Origin of the sequence: Sinorhizobium fredii NGR234 (assembly GCF_000018545.1) — a bacterium.
Lineage (GTDB): Bacteria > Pseudomonadota > Alphaproteobacteria > Rhizobiales > Rhizobiaceae > Sinorhizobium > Sinorhizobium fredii_A.
The window spans coordinates 842,175-860,852 of sequence record NC_012586.1; the positions used below are offsets into that span (position 1 = coordinate 842,175).

The following is an 18,678-nucleotide window of genomic DNA, read 5'->3' on the forward strand; positions in this document are numbered from 1 at the left end:
TTATTTCATGGACGCGGCCCGAAGTGCCTGTCCAGGGTGAGATTCACATGACCACAAGCTTTATTTCTCCGAGGACGATCCTCGGTTCGGTTGCCATCATTTTGGCTGCAACCACGACATCGTTCGCCGCTGCCACGGACTATGAGTTCCAGCTCGTCCAGCCGGAAGTAGCGCAGGGACCCGAAGCGACCGTTGCCGTTCGCCTGATCGACAAGAGGACGTCAAAGCCCGTGCCAGACGCCGTCATCTTCAGCACACGGCTGGATATGGCTCCGGAAGGCATGGAAGCCATGACGACGTCGGTCGAGGAGATGCCCTCGACGGAGCCCGGCGTCTACTCTTTCAAGACGAACCTGAGCATGGAGGGCGGCTGGCGCTTCAAGCTCGCCGCCAAGGTCCAGGGCGAGACCGACACTGTCCAGGCCGAACTGGTTCTGCAGGCGCAACCGTGAAGACCTTCAAATTTCTGCTGTTCGTCAGCTCCCTCGCCATTGCAGGCGGGGGAGGGTACGTGGCTGGCACTCGCGGCCTTGCCCCGGAACTGAGCCAATTTCTCTCCGAGCGTGCGTTCGGAGAGACGGTCACCGCGCGGCCGGTGCCGACGGGAAGGATTATCTATTATCAACACCCGGACGGGCTGCCGGAGTATTCCGCCAAACCCAAGTCGGCATCGGATGGACGCCCCTTCCGTGCCGTGCGGCAGAGCGAAGACGTGAGTTTCGAACCCATCAAGCCGAGCGCCGTGAAAACAAACGCCGCATCGGCCGGTGGCGGCCGCAAGATACTGTATTACCGCAACCCCATGGGCCTTCCCGACACCTCTAGGGTGCCGAAGAAGGACTCGATGGGCATGGACTATATCCCGGTCTACGAGGGCGACGAGGCGAACAGGTCCGTCGTCAAAGTCTCCCTGGGCAAGTTGCAGCGTACGGGAGTGAAAACCGCCACGGCAGAGCGAACCGTGATTGCACGTGAGGTGCGGGTCCCAGGGACAATCGCCTTCGACGAGCGGTTGACCCGCATCGTCTCGATGCGGGCGGACTCCTTCATCGAAGACGTCGCGAACGTCACTACGGGCGACCTCGTGAAGAAAGGCGACGACCTCTTCCGCTTTTATTCGAAGGATATTGCGAAGGCAGGAGCGGAATACGCAACCGAACTCCGGAGCGGCGGGAAGCCGAATCCAGATGTCGGAGGGGCGCTGCAATTGCGCAATCTCGGAGTGCCGGAAGAAGCGATCAGCTCGATCGCCAAGAGCCGCGCGGTTCCCCGGAGTATCGCCTATCTCTCGCCGAACGACGGTATCGTCCTCGAACGCAGTGCGACGACCGGAATGATGGCGGAGGCAGGCGACGTCCTGTTTCGCATTGCCGACACTTCGCGGATATGGGTGATCGCCGACGTTCCCGAATATGATGTCGCATCGATCCGGAAGGGCGTTCCGGCGACGGTCACGGTTCGGAACCTTCCCGGTAAGACCTTCAAAGGCGTCATCGATCTGATCTACCCGGAAGTCCAGACGCAGACCCGGACCGCAAAGGTCCGGATAGAGCTTCCCAATCCCGACGGGCTGCTGCTCGCCAACATGTATGCCGAGGTCGAGATCGAGTCCGGTGCAGCCGACCCCGTCGTCGCCGTCCCGAACAGCGCCGTCATCGATACGGGCGATCGGCAGATCGTGTTCGTCGACAAGGGGGACGGGCGGTTCGAGCCGAGGGATGTGTCGATCGGCATGCGTGGCGAAGACAAGACGGAGGTTACCAAAGGGGTCGACGTCGGGGAGAAAGTTGTCGTCTCTGCGAACTTCTTGCTCGACGCCGAAAGCAACCTCAACGCGGCGCTGGACGCGCTCGGCAACAGCGAGGCCCAGCCATGATAGCGAATGTCATCGCATGGTCGGCCCGCAATCTCGTGCTGATCGTCGTCGGGGCGGCGCTCGCCGTCGCGGCAGGCGTCTATTCCCTGCGCACGCTTCCCCTCGACGCCATTCCCGACCTCTCGGACGTCCAGGTCATCGTCTTCACCGACTATCCGGGGCAGGCACCGCAGGTCGTCGAGGACCAGGTCACGTATACGCTGACGACGTCGATGCTAACGGTACCGCGATCGCGGGTCGTCCGGGGCTTCTCCTTCTTCGGCGTCTCCTTTGTCTACGTGATCTTCGAAGACGGAACCGATCCCTATTGGGCGCGCAGCCGCGTGCTCGAATATCTGAACGCTGCGTCCAGCCGTCTTCCCGAAGGCGTGTCGCCGAGCCTCGGTCCAGACGCGACCGGGGTCGGCTGGGTCTACCAGTACGCCCTTGTCGCCAAGGAACTCTCGCTCGCCGAACTGCGCTCGCTCCAGGACTGGGTCGTCCGTTTCGCCGCCTCGAAGTCCGAAGGCGTCGCCGAGGTCGCGAGCGTCGGCGGCTTCGTGAAGCAATATTCCGTCGTCGTCGATCCGGCCCGGTTGAAGGCCCAGAACGTCACGCTGAAGCAGATCGCCGACGCCGTTCGAGCAAGCAACCGCGACGTCGGTGGCCGAACCGTCGAAATCTCTGAGTTCGAATTCATGGTCCGGGGCAAGGGCTACCTGCAGGGCGTTAAGGACATCGAGAGGATCGTCATGACGACCGAGAACGGCACGCCGCTGCGCCTCGGCGACGTCGCCCGGGTGGAGATAGTCCCCGACGAACGGCGTGGCATCACCGAGCTGAATGGCGAGGGAGAGGTCGCCAGCGGCATCGTGCTCCAGCGCTTCGGCGCGAACGCGTTGACCGTCATCGACAATGCGAAGAGAAGCCTGGCCGCAATCAAGGACAGCTTGCCTGCCGGGACGGAAATCCTGCCCGTCTATGACCGTTCCGAACTGATCAACGCTGCCATCGAGACGCTGAAGGGAACGCTGGTCGAGGAATCCATTGTCGTCGCCTTGGTGACGATCGCGTTCCTTCTCCATGTCCGCAGTGCCCTGGTGGCGATCATCATGCTGCCGATCGGCATCCTGATTTCCTTCGTCGCCATGCGGTCGCTCGGCATCGGGGCGAACATCATGAGTCTCGGCGGCATCGCCATCGCCATCGGCGCGATGATCGACGCCGCCATCGTGATGATCGAAAACGCCCACAAACATCTCGAACGTGCGCCGCCCGACAAGCCGCGGACGGAGATACTCATCAAGGCCGCGAGCGAGGTCGGGCCTGCGCTCTTCTTCAGCCTGCTGATCATCACGGTGTCGTTCCTGCCGATCTTCACGCTGGAATCCCAGGAAGGCCGGCTGTTCGGGCCGCTCGCCTTCACGAAGACCTTCGCCATGGCGGCGGCCGCCCTCCTTTCGGTGACGCTCGTGCCTGCGCTGATGGTGGTCTTCGTCCGGGGGCGGATCGTTCCGGAGCACAGGAACCCGCTCAACCGTTTCCTGATCTGGATTTATCGCCCGGTCATCTCCGGGGTGCTCCAGGCGAAGACGCTTACCATCCTTCTGGCAATCGTCGCCTTGGCGGTAACCGTCTGGCCCGCCCGTCAGATCGGCAGCGAGTTCATGCCCAGCCTGAACGAAGGCACGCTGATGTACATGCCGACGACCTTGCCCGGCCTTTCGGTAACGAAGGCAGCCGAACTGATGCAGACGCAGGATCGGATCATCAAATCCTTCCCGGAGGTCGAGACGGTCTTCGGCAAGGCGGGAAGGGCGCTGACCGCCACCGATCCCGCGCCCACGGAGATGTTCGAGACGATCATCACTTTGAAACCGAAGTCGGAATGGCGGCCCGGCGTCACAATTGACAGCCTGAAACAGGAGATGGACGCAGCGCTGCAGTTTCCCGGCGTCTCGAATGCCTGGACAATGCCGATCCGCGCCCGAATCGATATGCTGTCGACGGGCATCAGGACCCCCGTCGGCGTCAAGGTCTACGGGACGGACCTCAAGGAGATGGAGCGGATCGCCCGCGATGTCGAGACCGTCCTGAAGACGATCCCCGGGACGTCGAGCGCCTACGCGGAGCGGGTGATCGGCGGCTACTATCTCGACATCGTTCCGGACCGGATGGCGCTCGGGCGATACGGCTTGAGCGTCGATGACGTCCAGGAGGTCATCGGCACGGCGCTGGGTTCGGAGGTGGTGACCTCGACGGCCGAGGGCCGAGAGCGCTACGGGGTCGCCGTGCGTTATCCGCGCGCCTTCCGGAGCGATCCCCAGTCGATAGCCCGGGACGTCCAGGTCGCCCTTCCTGGCGGCGGCACGGTGCCGTTGGGGGAGGTCGCCGAGGTGAAGCTGACTCGGGGCGCGACGACGATCCGGACCGAGAACGGCCAGCTTGCCGTCTATGTCTTCGTCGACATAACGGGTCGCGATCTGGGCGGCTATGTCGCGGAAGCGCAGCATGCGGTCGCCAGCAGCGTGAAGATGCCGGCCGGGTATTCGGTCGCCTGGAGCGGCCAGTACGAATACCTCGAGCGGGCGAAGGCGCGTCTCGCGATCGTCGTGCCGCTGACGCTCGCCCTGATCTTCCTGCTGCTATACCTGAACTTCAAGGCGCTCACCGAGACGCTGATCGTCATGCTGTCGCTACCGTTCGCCTTGGTCGGCGGCATCTGGATGATGTGGTGGCTTGGCTTCAACGCCTCCGTCGCGGTGGTCGTCGGCTTCATTGCCTTGGCCGGGGTCGCGGCCGAGACGGGCGTGATCATGCTGATCTATCTCGACCAGGCTTGGAAAGAGCGGAGCTCTGCTTGCCAAGCCGACAATCGAGAACCGACCAGAACTGACCTTCATCAGGCGATCATGGTCGGCGCGGTCGAACGGGTTCGGCCGAAAATGATGACCGTCGTCGCGATCATGGCCGGGCTTGTGCCGATCCTCTGGAGCACGGGTGCAGGCTCGGAAATCATGCAGCGCATCGCCGTGCCGATGATCGGCGGGATGATCTCGTCCACGATCCTGACGCTGGCGGTCATCCCGGCGATCTACGGGCTGGTTAAGGGTTGGCGGCTGCAGGCAGGCGGGACCGTCGGGACGGCGCGAATCGAGGCAGAACAGGCGGCCCTGAAAGAGGCTGCCGAATGAAGGGAGGATGCCATGACGGACGATATGATGGGCGGCGGCATGATGTGGGGCATGGGGGGCATCGGCATTCTCGCGCTACTTATGATCGTGCTCGTAATTGCGGCCCTGATAAAATACGTGTTCTTCCGCTGAGACGTCCGCGGGCGTCGCATAACGCGATGTTGACCCGCCGGGCCGCCGTAGTGCCGCATAGTGGCTTGTATTCCCGAGTGTTCGGCGCGATTCTCTCTGGTGATATGAAACACCTGTCGGTCCGACAACTTGTCGTCTTGATCCTCGCGATATTCGTCGCCGCGGGAATGGGGCTGGCCGTCGGCCAGGCGAGTGGCATGGCTGCGAAGATGGCGGTGATGTCCGAAATGGCGGCGGCGGATCACGGCGACTGCCAGGACTGCCCTGAGCAGCCCGCCGATAGCGCCATGAAGGCGATGGCTTGCGGCAACGTCTGCGCCGCTCCGGTCGTCGCGCCGCTACCAATCGCGGCGCTCGTCCCGACCGGGGAGAAGGCGGCTCCCTTCGCGGTTGGCGATCTGCTCGTCGATGGCAGGGCGCTGCCGCCCGACCCCGATCCTCCACGAACCTCCTACATCGGCTGATTTCCGGCTGCCGCGACCAGTGGCCGAGCCGGGCAAGCGAACGCGTGCGCATTCAAGGCCCACGTGTCCTCTCATCCTCGATGATCGGAAAGATCGAACGTGACTGAAGTACCCAACAGCGTCGTGTCTCGTCGGAGCCTGCTCCAGGCCGGAGCGGGTCTTCTGCTGGCGACGGCATTGCCGCCGCTCCCGACGCGGGCCGCGTCGCCCGACGGGTACCGGATCGTCACCGCGCCGGCCCGCGCACGGCTTGTCGGTCCGGATCAGCCAAAGACGGATGTCTGGACCTATAATGGCACCGTGCCCGGTTCGCTTGTCCGGCTCCGCCAGGGTGAACCAGCCCGCCTCCTCGTAGAAAACCGTCTCGCCCAGGAGACGACGGTTCATTGGCACGGCATCAGGCTGTCCAATTCGATGGACGGCGTGCCTGGCCTGACGCAACCGCCGATCAAACCCGGGGGGAACTTCGTCTACGAATTCACCCCACCGGACGCGGGTACCTTTTGGTACCACCCGCATGCCAACAGCCTCGAGCAACTCGGTCGCGGCCTCGCCGGAGCGGTGATCGTCGAAGAGCGGGAACCCGTCGCCGTCGATCGGGCCCTTCTCTGGCTCCTTTCCGACGGGCGGCTGACCGGGGAAGGCGGCATCGCCTCCGGGTTCGGCAACCGCATGGAAGCGGGGATGTCCGGGCGGGTCGGCAATACCGTCACCTTGAACGGCCGGGTCTCTGCAGCGGAAACAGTCCGAGCAGGAGAGCGCGTCCGTCTGCGCCTCGTCAACGCTTCGCTGGCGCGGATCATGGCCCTGCGCTTCGAGGGACATCGGCCCCGGGTCGTGGCGGTCGACGGCCAGCCCTGCGATCCCCACGAGCCCGACGGCGGCCGCATCCTTCTCGGTCCGGCGATGCGGGCCGACGTCATGCTCGACATGCTGGGCGAACCTAGACGGCGCTACGATGTCATCGACGATTTTTACGATGGCCTGTCCTATCGGCTGACGCAGCTCGTCTATGATGGGAGGCAACCGATCCGCGGGCACGCTCCCGACGCGCCGCTGGAGTTGCCCCGCAATCCCTTGCCCGAACCCGATCTCGCCTCCGCCGAGCGCCACACGCTGACCCTCCAGGGCGGCATGATGATGGGCGGAGGTGGCATGCAGGGCGGGATGCTGGTGGTGGCGGCATGATGGGCATGGGCCATGGCGCTGTCTGGGCGATCAACGGTCAGTCGATGACCGGGGACGGTCATGCCGGAATGGAGCCCGTCCTCGCTTTCAAGCGCGGCCGCAGCATCGTGCTGGAACTGCGCAACGAGACTGCCTGGTGGCATCCGATGCATATCCACGGGCACAGCCTGCGGGTCCTGAGCCGCAACGGCAAGACCGTGCCGCATCGCCAGTGGCAGGACACGGTGTTGGTGGCTCCCAAGGATGTCGCCGAAGTCGCGTTCGTCGCCGACAATCCCGGCGACTGGATGCTCCACTGCCACGTCATGGACCACCAGATGACCGGAATGATGACCGTGCTGCGCATAGCCTGAACAAGCAAAGCCTGCTCAAGGAGAACAGAAATGAACCGAACAATCCGTTTCGCCAGCGTCGCCGCTCTCGTAGCCTTCGCCGCGCCGGCGCTCGCCGATCCGCTCCAGGCGACGCTCTACAAGAATCCGCAATGCGGCTGCTGCGAGGGCTATGCCGTCTATCTCCGCGAGAACGGCTTCAACGTCGATGTTAAGCCCACAAATGACCTTCTGGAGATCAGCCATAAGGCGGGCGTGGCGGAAGGAATGGAGGGCTGCCACACGATGTTCATCGACGGCTACGTTGTCGACGGGCATGTGCCCGTGAACGTCGTCCGAAAGCTCCTGAAGGAGCGGCCCCCGATCGCCGGCATCACGCTGCCGGGCATGCCGATGGGCTCGCCCGGAATGGCCGGGACGAAGACCGAGAAGTTCGTGATCTACACCGTGCCCAAGGACGGCAAGAAACCGGAGGTTTACGCGACTGAATGAATAAGACCGTCCGCGTCGTCACACCCCACCGATCCGGCGCATCCGGCCCGCGCCGACGGCTGCTGCTTCTGTTGGTGATCCTGGCCGTCACCGGGATTGGGACCATGCTCATGCTCCGCGCTCCCGTCGGCCCCACGCTTGATGGCACTCCAAAAGGCTTCGTGCTCAGCGATGACCCGAGGCCCGTCGCGGATGTCCGGTTTACAGAGGGCGATGGGCGGCCGCGCGCGCTCGCCGATTTCGGCGGCAAGATCGTGTTGCTCAACGTATGGGCGACTTGGTGCCTGCCATGCCGCAAGGAGATGCCCACGCTCGATCGGCTGCAGGCGACGCTGGGCGGCGACGGCTTCGAGGTTGTCGCGCTCTCGATCGACCGCCAGGGAGCCGAGGCAGTGAAGACGTTCTACTGGGAGATCGGCGTGCGGAACCTCGCCGTGCGAGTCGACGCCTCCGGTCAGGCGCTCTCCGCCCTTGCGGCGGTCGGGCTGCCGACGACGATCCTGATTGACGCCGAGGGGCGCGAGCTTGGTCGTCTGATTGGGCCTGCCGAATGGGACGCGCCGGACATGGTCTCGTTCCTCAAGTCGATCGTCGCGCGGAAAACGGAAAGCTCCGCTGCATCCGAAATCAAGGAGAATTCGCCGTGATCGTTTGTGCCTCCGGCTGGACCTTTGGCGTTTCCCCGATTCTCCGCCTGGCGACGCTGGCGATCGCCACGCTGATCGCGTTGATCACGTGCGCGGCGGCGCACTCGCTCGAGGAGGTGGGCCAGGACATGCGCGATAAGGAGCGGTACTTCCAGGCCGTCGACAGCGAAGCGCCCCGGTTCTCGTTGCAAGACGCGGGCGGCGGCATGGTCAGCCTCGACTCCCTGCGCGGCAAGGTCGTCGTCTTGAATTTCGTCTACACAAACTGTCCCGACGTCTGTCCGCTTCACGCCGAGCGGATCGCCGAACTTCAGAAGATGGTCAACCAGACGCCAATGAAGGAGATGGTCGAGTTCGTCACGATCACCACCGACCCGAAGCACGACGCCGGACCGGTTCTCCGCGACTATGGCGCGGCGCACGGGCTAAGTCCCGCAAACTGGGTCTTCCTGACGTCTGCGCCGGACAGGCCGGAGGACACAACCCGCAAGATCGCCGAGGCCTATGGACTCAAGTTCACCGAAGGCGATGACGGCATGCAGATGCATGGGATCGTCACCCACGTCATCGACCAGGACGGCCGCCTCCGCGCCCGGTTTCACGGGCTGAAGTTCGAACCGATCAACCTCGTCGTGTTCGTCAACGCGCTGACAAACCGGACCCAGAAGCCGCATCCTCACCCTGAGCCCGGCTTCTGGGACAAGCTCAAAGGATCGCTTCCATGGTAGCAGACGCGCCGAAAGATTTGCCATCGGTTTCCCCGGAGCCGAACGCCGACACTGGAAAGCGGTCGTGGGGCCTGAGGCCCTTGGTGTTCGCCTCGTTTGCCCTTGCCGGGCTGTCGGCTGTGTTCTCCGCCCTCGCGCTGCTGTTCGCGGCGGGAGTTCTTCCGCCGCTTCGCGGTACCGACGATCTGGAGCATCAACTGCGCGCTTACCTCCTCGACAATCCCGAGGTGATCGTCGAATCCGTGCAGGGCATGGAGGCCCGCCGGCAGGCCGCGGCAAACAGCGAAGCGACCGCCGTCATCGCGCAACGGCGAGATGAAATCTTCAACGATCCCGATGCCCCGGTCGGGACCAATCCTCGGGGCGACGCCGTCCTCGTGGAGTTCTTCGACTACAACTGCCCGTACTGCCGTCAGGCGACGCCGATGCTTGATCGGTTCGAGCGGGAGGACAAGGGACTGCGCCTCGTTTTCAAGGAATATCCGATCCTCGGTCCCGGCTCGGTCTTCGCCGCCCGAGCCGCCCTCGCAAGCCAGAAGCAGGGCAAATACCTCACCTTTCACAAGGCAATGATGGCCTACGAGGGCCGCATAACGGAAGCCTCCAGCCTCGAAGTCGCAGCCAATGTCGGTCTCGATGTCGAGAAATTGAAGCAAGACATGAAGGACCCGGCAATCGACGCGGCCATCAAGCGCAACATCGCGCTCGCACAGGCGTTGCAAATCTCGGGTACGCCGAGTTTCGTCGCAGGCCGGAAGATCGTGCGAGGTCTGACCGACGCGGACGGGTTCAAGCGACTGATCGCTCGGCTCGGGGGAGCTAGCCATCATGTCTGCGAGGACGGCTCTCTTCTCAGTGCTGGGAATTGCCGCGGCGGCCTTGGGAATCGTAGGCGCGTGGCCATGGCTGGCCGCTCGGATCACGGGCGGCGATCCCTCGTCCGAGACCATCGCGCTCGGCAAGACGCTCTACACCAGACATTGCGCCGCCTGTCACGGAGCGAACCTCGAGGGGCAGCGCGACTAGAAGAGCCCGCTGCCATCCGGGCGCATGCCCGCGCCGCCGCACGATGCATCCGGCCACACCTGGCATCATGCGGACCGCGTGCTCTTCCGCATTACCAGGGAAGGACCGGCGGGGGTTGTCGGCGGGGGTTACCAAAGCGATACGCGAGGCTTCGGGAATATCATGAGCGACGACGAAATCCGCGCCGTGATCGCCTTCATCAAAAACACATGGCCGGAGCAGGAGCGGCAATATCAGGCGGAGATGACCCGGCGGGAGCGGGAGACGCAGTGACAGAGGGCGTGCGCCACTCGGATCATGTTACTTCGGCCGTGCGCTGCCCTCGTACATGAACGTCATCGGCTTTGGCCCTTGCATGTAGCCGGTCTCGATCCGATCGCCAGATCGGCGTAAGGCTATCCTGCCACCAGCGCACACCATGATCGGGCGACAGGCCGTGCTCGACGAACAGCAGCCTGCCTTGAGGTTTGAGGACGCGGCGCATTTCCGAAAGTGCGACGGCCGATCCCGGAATGGTGCACAAGGTCCACGTCGTCACGACCGTGTCAACGCTGCGGTCGTCGAGCGGGATTGCTTTCGCGGACGCTTCGATGAAATTCATTTGCATCCCGGAATCCGGAGCATGACGGGCCATCGCGAGCAGGTTTGGGTCAGGCTCGGGCGCAAGTACTTCCCGCACCGCCGCACAGTAAATGGCAAATTTGGGCCTCCGCTAACGCGAGTTGCCCGAGTTGCAGGTCGATCAGAGCCGTTCTTGACCGACCTAGCCTGAATATCTCAAAGTAAGAGGTGCATCGGGCCCGCGAATCTGAGAAACTTCTTTTGCTACAAAGGGTTATCAGATTCGTTGAGGGGGTCCGATGCAAACACACTGTATCGCCGAGCAGCTCGAATTTGAAGGCTTCGACGGTCACAAAGTGGTAGCTGGTTTCGACGGCGGAGCGATCACCTCGGATGCCGGCGCCCTGCTGCTTCGCCATGTCGATGGGGTCATCGGACTGTTCGACCGGGTGGCCGCTTGCTTCGTTGATGACCGCGATCCGACGTGCACGGTCCACAGCGTGCGCACGCTGGTCGGGCAGCGCGTTGCGGCGATCGCGCTGGGCTACGAGGATGTCGATGACCACGACAGGCTGCGCCACGACCCGGTGCTCGCGCTTCTGTCGGAGCGGCTGACGCCGAAGCGGCAAGACTGTGCGGTGCTTGCCGGCAAATCCACCTTGAACCGGCTGGAGCACGGCCGTCTCGGCCAGCCGACGCGCTATCACAAGATCGCTTACGACAGGCAAGCGCTGGAAGCGCTGTTCATCGAGCTGTTCCTGGACGCGCACGACAGCCCGCCTGAGGAAATCGTGCTCGATCTCGACGCCACCGATGATCCGCTGCACGGTCACCAGGAGGGTCGGTTCTTTCACGGCTATTACAACTGCTATTGCTATCTGCCGCTGTACATCTTCTGCGGCCGCCACCTGCTTTCGGCCAAGCTACGGCGTTCGAACATCGACGCCAGCGCAGGCTCGGTCGCCGAAATCGATCGTATCATCGGGCAGATCCGCCAAAGCTGGCCAAACGTGCGCATCATCCTGCGCGCCGATTCCGGCTTCGCCCGCGACGAACTGATGGACTGGTGCGAGACCAACAAGGTCGACTATGTCTTTGGCCTTGCTCGCAACCCGCGGCTGGAAAGGCAAATCGCGCCGGCCATGGAGGAAGCAAGCCTGTTATCCCAGGCAAGCGCCCAGGCGACCCGCGTCTTCCGCGACTTCCTGTGGTCGACCAAGGACAGCTGGACACGACGACGGCGGGTCGTTGGAAAAGCGGAATGGACGCTGCTGGGCGCCAATCCGCGCTTCATCGTCACCTCCCTTAAGTCAGAGCGCTGGGCGGCACAGACGCTTTACGAGGATCTCTACTGCGCCCGCGGTGACATGGAGAACCGCATCAAAGAATGCCAGCTCGATCTCTACGCCGACCGCACCAGCGCCCACACCATGCACGCCAATCAACTGCGCCTCTGGTTCGCCTCGTTGGCCTACGTGCTGATCTGCGCCCTGCGCCGCCTTGGCCTTGCCCATACGCGGCTCGCCGAGGCGACCTGCGGCACCATCCGGCTGAAGCTGTTAAAGATCGGCGCCCAGGTCCGCGTCTCGGTGCGTCGCATCAAAATCGCGATGGCATCCGCCTGTCCCTATGCCGACGAATTTGCACTGGCACACGCCCGAATACGTGCCGCGGCCCGCTGATGCCGCCGGCCTGAAACCCTTCCGCAACCAGAACAGGAGACATCGCCGAACCCAGACCCGCCGCTCACAGTGGCGCCGACTCCGTTCGTCTTCGAAGCCGGAGCGCCAAACAGGCGTCCCGGCGGGCCGAGTTGCGCCACCGGCGCTAAAGGCGGTGAGAGAAGCGGGCTAGCCGGAAGGAGCGACTCGGATAGAGCTATTCACTCTGTTACAATTTGAGAGCCAATATAGGCGGAGGGTCGCGTGCTTGAGATTGGCTGCGGTTCGGGCCGTCCGCATACAGAACCTCCTAAACGTTATTGAAAGCGCCAGTTGAGCTCGCCGGGAAGGCGTGGCGTGAACCGCTCAGCAGGTGCTTCCAAGCTCCCGTGCGCAAATGCGGAGGCGATGCAAAGCTGCGCCAGGCTACGTTTCGCGTATCAAGTTTTCGATCTGTTGCCGATCCTCCGAGGACCACTTCTCGGGATTCTTCTGATGAGCAGTCGCTCCATGGAGTTCAATGTGCTTCCACAGCTCCGCTTCGGTCTCGGCCGCGAACGACGCCGGACAGGCTTCCATTCCTGGATAGTCCTTGCAACGGTATGAGTAAGCCATAGCTACTGCCATCACAGTAGCACGCGGAGTCTCGACTACGAACAGAGAAGCGGGGGCTGTGGGAGGCTTGCCGAAAATGTGCTCGCGCCAAGCCTTAAAATCACTGTGATCTTAGGCTTCCAGCCAGTCATCTCAAGCGAAGGCATTACTATCATCCCATTCGGTCTTGGTGTCCGATATGTCGCCAGGCACCAGGCGCCCACCATGGTCAAGCTTTTTCATCCTAAAGCGTGTCGCGTTCAATCGGCCTCATATCCGGCCGCATTGAAGTAGTTCCGGCATTCTGTGACGGAGAAGAGATTGCAGATATCGCCGAGTGCATCGGCGATGGCGTCGAAACTGCGGGCGGCCCGCTTGCGCAGCAGCGCCTTGAGCTTGGAGAAGGCCATTTCGATCGGGTTGAGGTCGGGCGAATAGGGTGGCAGGAAGAGCAGCCATGCGCCTTTCGCCTTGACCATTTGTTCGGCCCGCTCGCTCTTGTGGAAGCCGACATTGTCGAGAATGACGACGTCTCCGGGCGACAGCGCGGGGCGAGTTGCGTTTCGATCCAGGTCTCGAAGATGCGCCGGTTCATCGGCGCGTTGACGATAAAGGGCGCGACCACGCCATGTGATCGCAGGCCGGCGATGAAGGTCTGCGTCTTCCACGAACCGAAGGGGGCGTGGGCGCGATAGCGTTGCCCTTTTGGTGCCCAGCCTGAGCGCTTGGTCAGCTTGGTATTGGTCGAGGTCTCGTCGATAAAGACCAGTCGCGCCAATGCCTTGTTGAAGAAGCGCCGGCGTCGCCGGGTCCAGAGCTCACGCGCCCGCGCGATCTCTGGGCGCTGCTGCTCACTTGCCTGCAGGCTTTTTTTTATGGCTGAGGTCGAGGCGGTGGAGAAGACGGCCAACATTGGAGCGGTGCACGATGACGCCGCGCCCGGCGAGTTCCAGGCACAGTTCGTCCAGCGTCAGGTCGCCATTCTGCGCCAGGCGCTCGCGGACCCACTCGCCATGCGCGTTCAGCTTGCCGCCACCCAGATGGCCTTGCCGCCGTGGCGCCAGCGATCCGGTCGCGCGTTTGAGCTTCACCAGATTGTTCACGAAACGCGGCGACACCCGGAAGTGCCGGGCCGCGGCCCGATGGCTGTGACCGTCCTCGACAAACGCAATGACACGACTACGCAAAGCAAGCGGATGTGATTTGCCCATGGTGTCCCTCCCGTCAAAGCGAGGGAATCACAGCCAACCCCGATTCGGGAATCTGGAGGGTTCTGTGAGGTCCGGCCGCTTTGGATGCAGCATTCGCTGATCGGACCTCATTGAAGCCGGATTGAGCGAAGGCGCGGGTTGTTTGGCACTATGGGGATTTAACCGAAGCGGTGGATGGCGTTTGGCTGGGGCGAGCCCAGGCGGGGCTGGAAGAGCGGCTGAGAAGAAGGTTCTTGTCGCCAATTGAGATGTGTCTGGCGGTGTTTTTGGTTGATCTGTGCCGAACGAGGCTTCGGCGATGCTGCGTTTTGTGTTGCGCCGGCATGCTTGGCCAAAGCCATTCGCTCGCGGCCCTTCGATCTGCCGACGTTGATTGTTGGAGTGATGCCAGGTCTGATAGGGTCATGAGCTATCGTTCCATGCTGGTCGACAGGCTGGTTGACGCGGCTTCCAGGTGCCGAGGATGTTCATCCTTCCGCCGCAACAGGGACAGCGGTGTGCAAATGGCGGGGCCTCGACCGTATCCAGGTCTTCGACCGGCTCTTCCGGCTGCGGGACATTGAGGAGATTGCGGCATGCCTCCAGCTTCTGCTGCCGCTGTCCGTTGGCAAGCAAGCCAAAGTGACGGATGCGATGGAAGCCGTCCGGAACCGTATGCAGCAGGAAGCGACGAATGAACTCGTGGGCATCGAGCGTCATCCGCTTCTGCCTGCCACCCCTGCGATAATCCTTCCAGCGGAATGTGACCTGACCACCATCCATGCTGACGAGGCGGGAATTGGAGATGGCGATGCGATGGGTGTAGCGGCCGAGATAGGCCAGCACCTGTTGGGGTCCGGCAAAGGGCGGCTTGGCATAGACGATCCAATTGACGCGCCGCGCTTCTCTGATCATGCGCGTGAATGCAGCTGGATCGGCCAGGCTCGCGATGCTGCCGAAGAACTGAAGCTGGCCTTCGTCATGAGCCTGCTTCAGGTATTCGAGAAACAGTCGCCGGAACAGGCGCGACAGCACCCGCACGGGCAGGAAGAAGTTCCTCCGACAAGCCACCCAGCGGGTTTGATCGAACGACAATCCGCCGCCCGGCACGATGCAGTGGATGTGTGGGTGATAATGGAGGTTCTGCCCCCAGGAATGCAGCACGGCGATAAAGCCGAGTTCAGCACCCAGATGTCTGGGGTCAGCGGCAAGTCTGCGGAGTGTCTCGGCGACGGCGCGAAACAGGACAGCATAGACCACCTGCTTGTTCTGGAAGGCAATCGCGGCGATCGCTTGCGGCACGGTGAAGACGACGTGGAAATAGCTGACCGGCAGCAGGTCGGCCTGCCGGGCGGCAAGCCAATCGCGGCTGGCCTGTCCCTGACACTTTGGGCAATGCCGGTTACGGCAGGAATTGTAGGCGATGCGGAGCGCCTCACAATCCCGGCATTGCTGGACATGGCCGCCCAGCCGCGCGGTCCGACACATCTCGACCGCGCTCATCACCCGGCGCTCAACCCGCCCGAGATGCGTGTCATGCGATTGACGATATCCTTCCCCGTGGCGGCGAAAAATGTCCGCCACCTCCAATCCCGCCGCCATGGCGGAATGTCCTCAGCCTGTCGGCACCACCTCCAGCGTCAGCCGGTCGAGCGGACTGGTCGTGGCGCGGATGAGTGTGTTGGACACTTTCGTGTAACGCGCCGTGGTCGACAGATTGTTGTGGCCGAGCAGGACCTGGATGATACGAATGTCGGTGCCGCTCTCCAAGAGATGGGTGGCAAAGCTGTGGCGCAACGTGTGCACCGATATCCGCTTGTCGATGCCGGCTGCGGCACGTGCCGAACGGCAGGCAGAATGCAGAACCTGGACATCGATGGGTTTGCTCTCGTCACGTCCCGGAAACAACCAGACCTGCGGTCGCACCAGCTTCCAATAGACCCGAAGGATATGAAGCAACTGCGCCGACAGCATCACGTTGCGGTCCTTGCCGCCTTTGCCATGCTCGATGCGGATGACGCCGCGCTCGCCGTCGATGTTGCTGACCTTGAGACTGACCGTCTCGGTGGCGCGCAAACCAGCCGCATAAGCCGTCGTCAGCGCCGTTCGTGTCTTCAGGCTCGGGACCGCTTCCAAAAACCGCACGATCTCATCGCCGTTCAATATCGTCGGCAACTTGGCGGGCGTTCGGGCATAGGCAATGCGCTCCGGTATCTCCGCATGTCCAAGCGTGACGCCGAAGAAGAAGCGAAGGGCGCAAACCGTCTGGTTCAAGGCCGGCCATGATAGCCCCGACGACACCAGATGCACCTGAAAGGCACGCACATCCTCCAGCCCCAACCGGTCCGGCGACCGACCGAAATAGCGCGAAAACTTCGTCACTGCATGCAAATACGATCGCTGCGTCGCCGGCGACAAATTGCGGATCGTCATGTCCTCGATCATCCGTCGCCGCAGCGGGCTCATCTCACTCATGATACTCTCCTGTTCAAAGGTTGGGCCAAACAGCCCAATCCTTCAAAACAGGGGCACACCATGCAAATCAGATGCCCCAAATGCCGCGTCAGCGGCTTCGTTCAATCCTGAATCCTAAAAATCGCGACCCGCTTTAGCCTTGTGCCTTCACCTTTCGGACCTGTGGTTTAGGCCGGTCATTCGCTCCAACGCCGGAACAGGGCACTCGCATTCACGCCTCCGAACCCAAATCCATTGGTGATTGCATAGTCCATCTGCAGCGGCCGGGACTTGCTCGCGACGAAGTCGATTCCGTCGCCAGCGGGATCGGGCGCATTCAGGTTCAGCGTGGGCGGTGCGACCTGATCCCTGAGTGCCAGGATCGTGAAGATTGCCTCCAGCCCACCCGCGGCGCCAAGGAGGTGCCCGGTTGCGGACTTCGTGCCACTGACTGCGATCCCTGCTGTCGAACCGAACACTGTCTTGATAGCCTCGATTTCTCCGCGATCGCCGAGCGGGGTCGACGTGGCGTGAGCGTTGAGATGTTGGATCTCATGCGGGGAAATACCCGCCTGCCCGATGGCAATTTGCATCGCTCTTGCGGCGCCGGATCCGTCCTCGGGACCGGAGGTAACATGATAGGCATCCGCCGTTGTTCCATAGCCCACCAGTTCAGCCAGCGGCTCGGCCCCGCGAGCCAGCGCATGGCTCAGGGATTCGAGCACCAGGACTCCCGCGCCTTCACCCATTACGAAACCGTCACGCATCATGTCGAATGGTCTGGACGCGACGGCAGGGCTTTCATTGAACCCGGTTGAAAGAGCCCGGGCGGCGGCGAAGCCCCCGAGGCTTACGGTGTTCATGCACGCTTCCGTGCCGCCACAGACGGCAATGTCAGCCTCGTTCGCCCGGATCATGCGGGCCGCGTCACCGATTGCCTGGACGCCGGCCGCACATGCTGTCACAGGAGCTCCCAGCGGTCCCTTGAGACCATGTCGGATGGATACCTGGCCTGCCGCGAGGTTCACCAGGAACGATGGAATGGTGAAGGGTGAAAGGCGCCGCGGCCCTTTCTGATCGACGGTGCGCACCGCGTCCGTGATCGCCGGAAATCCTCCGATCCCTGACGCAATGATCGTCGCTGTTCTGAGGCGGTCCTCTTCCGAGACAGGTCTCCACCGGGCTTGCGCAAGGGCTTCGTCTGCCGCCGCCAGTGCGAAGAGGATGAATCGGTCGACCTTGCGCTGATCCTTCGGCGGCAAGACCCTGTCCGGATCGAAGCCAGCTTCGGCATCCTCTTCCAGGAAGGGGACAACGCCTCCGACCTTGGCGGGCAGATCGCCGACGACCTCGTCAGGAAGACGGTGGATGCCGGATTTGCCCGCCAGTAGGCGGCTCCAAGTGCTGCTGACGTTGGCACCGAGCGGACTGACTGCTCCCATTCCTGTTACAACGACACGACGCATGATGGCTCCAGAAATAAAACCTGCAAACTCGCGGACAGCGGATGCTGAACCGATTGAGAACTTGTCGTTCCGCTCGTTACTCGGCCGGCTCCATGGCCGCGACACGCTTTGCTTCGGCTGCTGCTGCTTTCAGAAGACGGTCTGCCAGGTTCTCATCAGTCACGATGCGCGACAGAGTTACCGCTCCGACCATGAGCGCGAGCATCGTCATGGCCTTGCGGGACGCATCGTCATGGTCGCTAGCCGGCATCAGTTCTTCGAGAACCTGCAGATGTGCTTTGATCCCATCTTGAAACGGTTTGCGGAGGTCTGCGCTCTGGCGAGCAGCATCGGATCCCAGGGCAACCAGCGGGCAGCCATCTCCGGTTTCCCCACGGTGTCCTGCTGAAAGATAAAGGTCGATGACGCCTTGGAGCGGATCCGGGCTCGAAGCGGCGACCGAGGACCACCTGCGGGTCGCGCTTTCCATCGCTCGCCGCGACGCAAGCGCTACCAGATCATCCTTGGATTCGAACTGCTTATAGAAGCCGCCCTGGGTAAGACCGGCACCTTTCATTAGATCCTTGAGGCCGATGCCATCAAAGCCACGCTCGCGAAAGAGCCTGCTGGCGACGTTGATGACCGTCTCCCGGTTCGCTTCGGCTTGGGCACGACTGACTCTCATGATCGTCTCCTTATTAGATTTCAATTGACA

General features: G+C 62.6%; 15 protein-coding genes and 3 pseudogenes. 10 read left to right on the forward strand and 8 right to left on the reverse strand.

The features are described from left to right. Positions 1-47: 47 nt before the first annotated feature. The 9 genes and pseudogenes from NGR_RS04075 (at position 48) to NGR_RS33795 (ending at position 10,390) form a co-directional block, all read left to right on the forward strand. Complete coding sequence (locus NGR_RS04075) at positions 48-452, forward strand: FixH family protein (protein ID WP_015886967.1); 405 nt, start codon at positions 48-50, stop codon at positions 450-452. Next, positions 449-1,876 carry an efflux RND transporter periplasmic adaptor subunit gene (locus NGR_RS04080; protein WP_015886968.1) on the forward strand — a complete coding sequence of 476 codons (1,428 nt, stop codon included), beginning with the start codon at positions 449-451 and terminating at the stop codon, positions 1,874-1,876. The genes NGR_RS04075 and NGR_RS04080 overlap by 4 nt, the downstream gene beginning before the upstream one ends. Beyond that, a complete protein-coding gene (locus tag NGR_RS04085) occupies positions 1,873-5,049 on the forward strand; it encodes an efflux RND transporter permease subunit (RefSeq protein ID WP_015886969.1) in 3,177 nt (1,058 codons plus the stop codon). Before NGR_RS04080 ends, NGR_RS04085 begins: the two co-directional genes overlap by 4 nt. A gap of 329 nt (positions 5,050-5,378) precedes the next feature. After that, positions 5,379-5,645 (forward strand): hypothetical protein, encoded by a 267-nt coding sequence (locus NGR_RS04090; protein ID WP_240545112.1) that lies wholly within the window; start codon positions 5,379-5,381, stop codon positions 5,643-5,645. 99 nt (positions 5,646-5,744) lie between these two features. Further along, positions 5,745-7,186: pseudogene (locus NGR_RS04095) on the forward strand (multicopper oxidase family protein). Positions 7,187-7,216: 30 nt separating this feature from the next. Further along, positions 7,217-7,657: a DUF411 domain-containing protein gene (locus NGR_RS04100; RefSeq protein WP_015886973.1), complete on the forward strand. Its 441-nt coding sequence runs from the start codon at positions 7,217-7,219 to the stop codon at positions 7,655-7,657. Beyond that, positions 7,654-8,304, forward strand: a complete 651-nt coding sequence (locus NGR_RS04105; RefSeq protein ID WP_015886974.1) for a TlpA family protein disulfide reductase — start codon at positions 7,654-7,656, stop codon at positions 8,302-8,304. Before NGR_RS04100 ends, NGR_RS04105 begins: the two co-directional genes overlap by 4 nt. Next, the gene (locus tag NGR_RS04110) at positions 8,301-9,032 is read left to right on the forward strand and encodes an SCO family protein (protein ID WP_015886975.1); all 732 of its coding nucleotides are present in this window, start codon (positions 8,301-8,303) and stop codon (positions 9,030-9,032) included. The genes NGR_RS04105 and NGR_RS04110 overlap by 4 nt, the downstream gene beginning before the upstream one ends. Next, on the forward strand, positions 9,026-10,390 hold the full coding sequence (locus NGR_RS33795; RefSeq protein WP_015886976.1) for a DsbA family protein: 1,365 nt from the start codon (positions 9,026-9,028) through the stop codon (positions 10,388-10,390). Before NGR_RS04110 ends, NGR_RS33795 begins: the two co-directional genes overlap by 7 nt. On the opposite strand, the pseudogene NGR_RS04125 reads toward NGR_RS33795, so the two are convergent. Then, positions 10,359-10,775 (reverse strand): annotated as a pseudogene (locus NGR_RS04125) (class I SAM-dependent methyltransferase); the annotation flags it as partial. The gene NGR_RS33795 and the pseudogene NGR_RS04125 overlap by 32 nt on opposite strands. 143 nt (positions 10,776-10,918) lie before the next feature. On the opposite strand from NGR_RS04125, the gene NGR_RS04130 reads away from it, so the two are divergent. Beyond that, positions 10,919-12,301, forward strand: a complete 1,383-nt coding sequence (locus NGR_RS04130; RefSeq protein WP_012706579.1) for an IS1380-like element ISRsp7 family transposase — start codon at positions 10,919-10,921, stop codon at positions 12,299-12,301. A gap of 405 nt (positions 12,302-12,706) precedes the next feature. Here NGR_RS04130 and NGR_RS04135 read toward each other — a convergent pair whose 3' ends face one another. The 7 genes and pseudogenes from NGR_RS04135 to NGR_RS04165 all read right to left on the reverse strand — a co-directional run bounded on the left by NGR_RS04135 (position 12,707) and on the right by NGR_RS04165 (position 18,648). Beyond that, positions 12,707-12,907, reverse strand: a complete 201-nt coding sequence (locus NGR_RS04135; RefSeq protein WP_348774920.1) for a DUF1059 domain-containing protein — start codon at positions 12,905-12,907, stop codon at positions 12,707-12,709. Positions 12,908-13,134: 227 nt separating this feature from the next. Beyond that, positions 13,135-13,787 (reverse strand): annotated as a pseudogene (locus NGR_RS33800) (IS630 family transposase). Next, positions 13,726-14,085, reverse strand: coding sequence for a helix-turn-helix domain-containing protein (locus NGR_RS32900; RefSeq protein WP_015886710.1), 360 nt, complete (start codon positions 14,083-14,085; stop codon positions 13,726-13,728). The pseudogene NGR_RS33800 and the gene NGR_RS32900 overlap by 62 nt, the downstream one beginning before the upstream one ends. Positions 14,086-14,487: 402 nt before the next feature. Beyond that, complete coding sequence (locus tag NGR_RS04150; RefSeq protein WP_015886711.1) at positions 14,488-15,666, reverse strand: IS91 family transposase; 1,179 nt, start codon at positions 15,664-15,666, stop codon at positions 14,488-14,490. Positions 15,667-15,678: 12 nt separating this feature from the next. Then, positions 15,679-16,539 carry a tyrosine-type recombinase/integrase gene (locus NGR_RS04155; RefSeq protein WP_012708196.1) on the reverse strand — a complete coding sequence of 287 codons (861 nt, stop codon included), beginning with the start codon at positions 16,537-16,539 and terminating at the stop codon, positions 15,679-15,681. Between the two features lie 176 nt (positions 16,540-16,715). Beyond that, positions 16,716-17,984, reverse strand: a complete 1,269-nt coding sequence (fabF, locus tag NGR_RS04160) for a beta-ketoacyl-ACP synthase II (protein WP_015886980.1) — start codon at positions 17,982-17,984, stop codon at positions 16,716-16,718. 76 nt (positions 17,985-18,060) lie between these two features. Then, positions 18,061-18,648, reverse strand: coding sequence for a TetR/AcrR family transcriptional regulator (locus tag NGR_RS04165; RefSeq protein WP_015886981.1), 588 nt, complete (start codon positions 18,646-18,648; stop codon positions 18,061-18,063). Positions 18,649-18,678 lie beyond the last annotated feature (30 nt).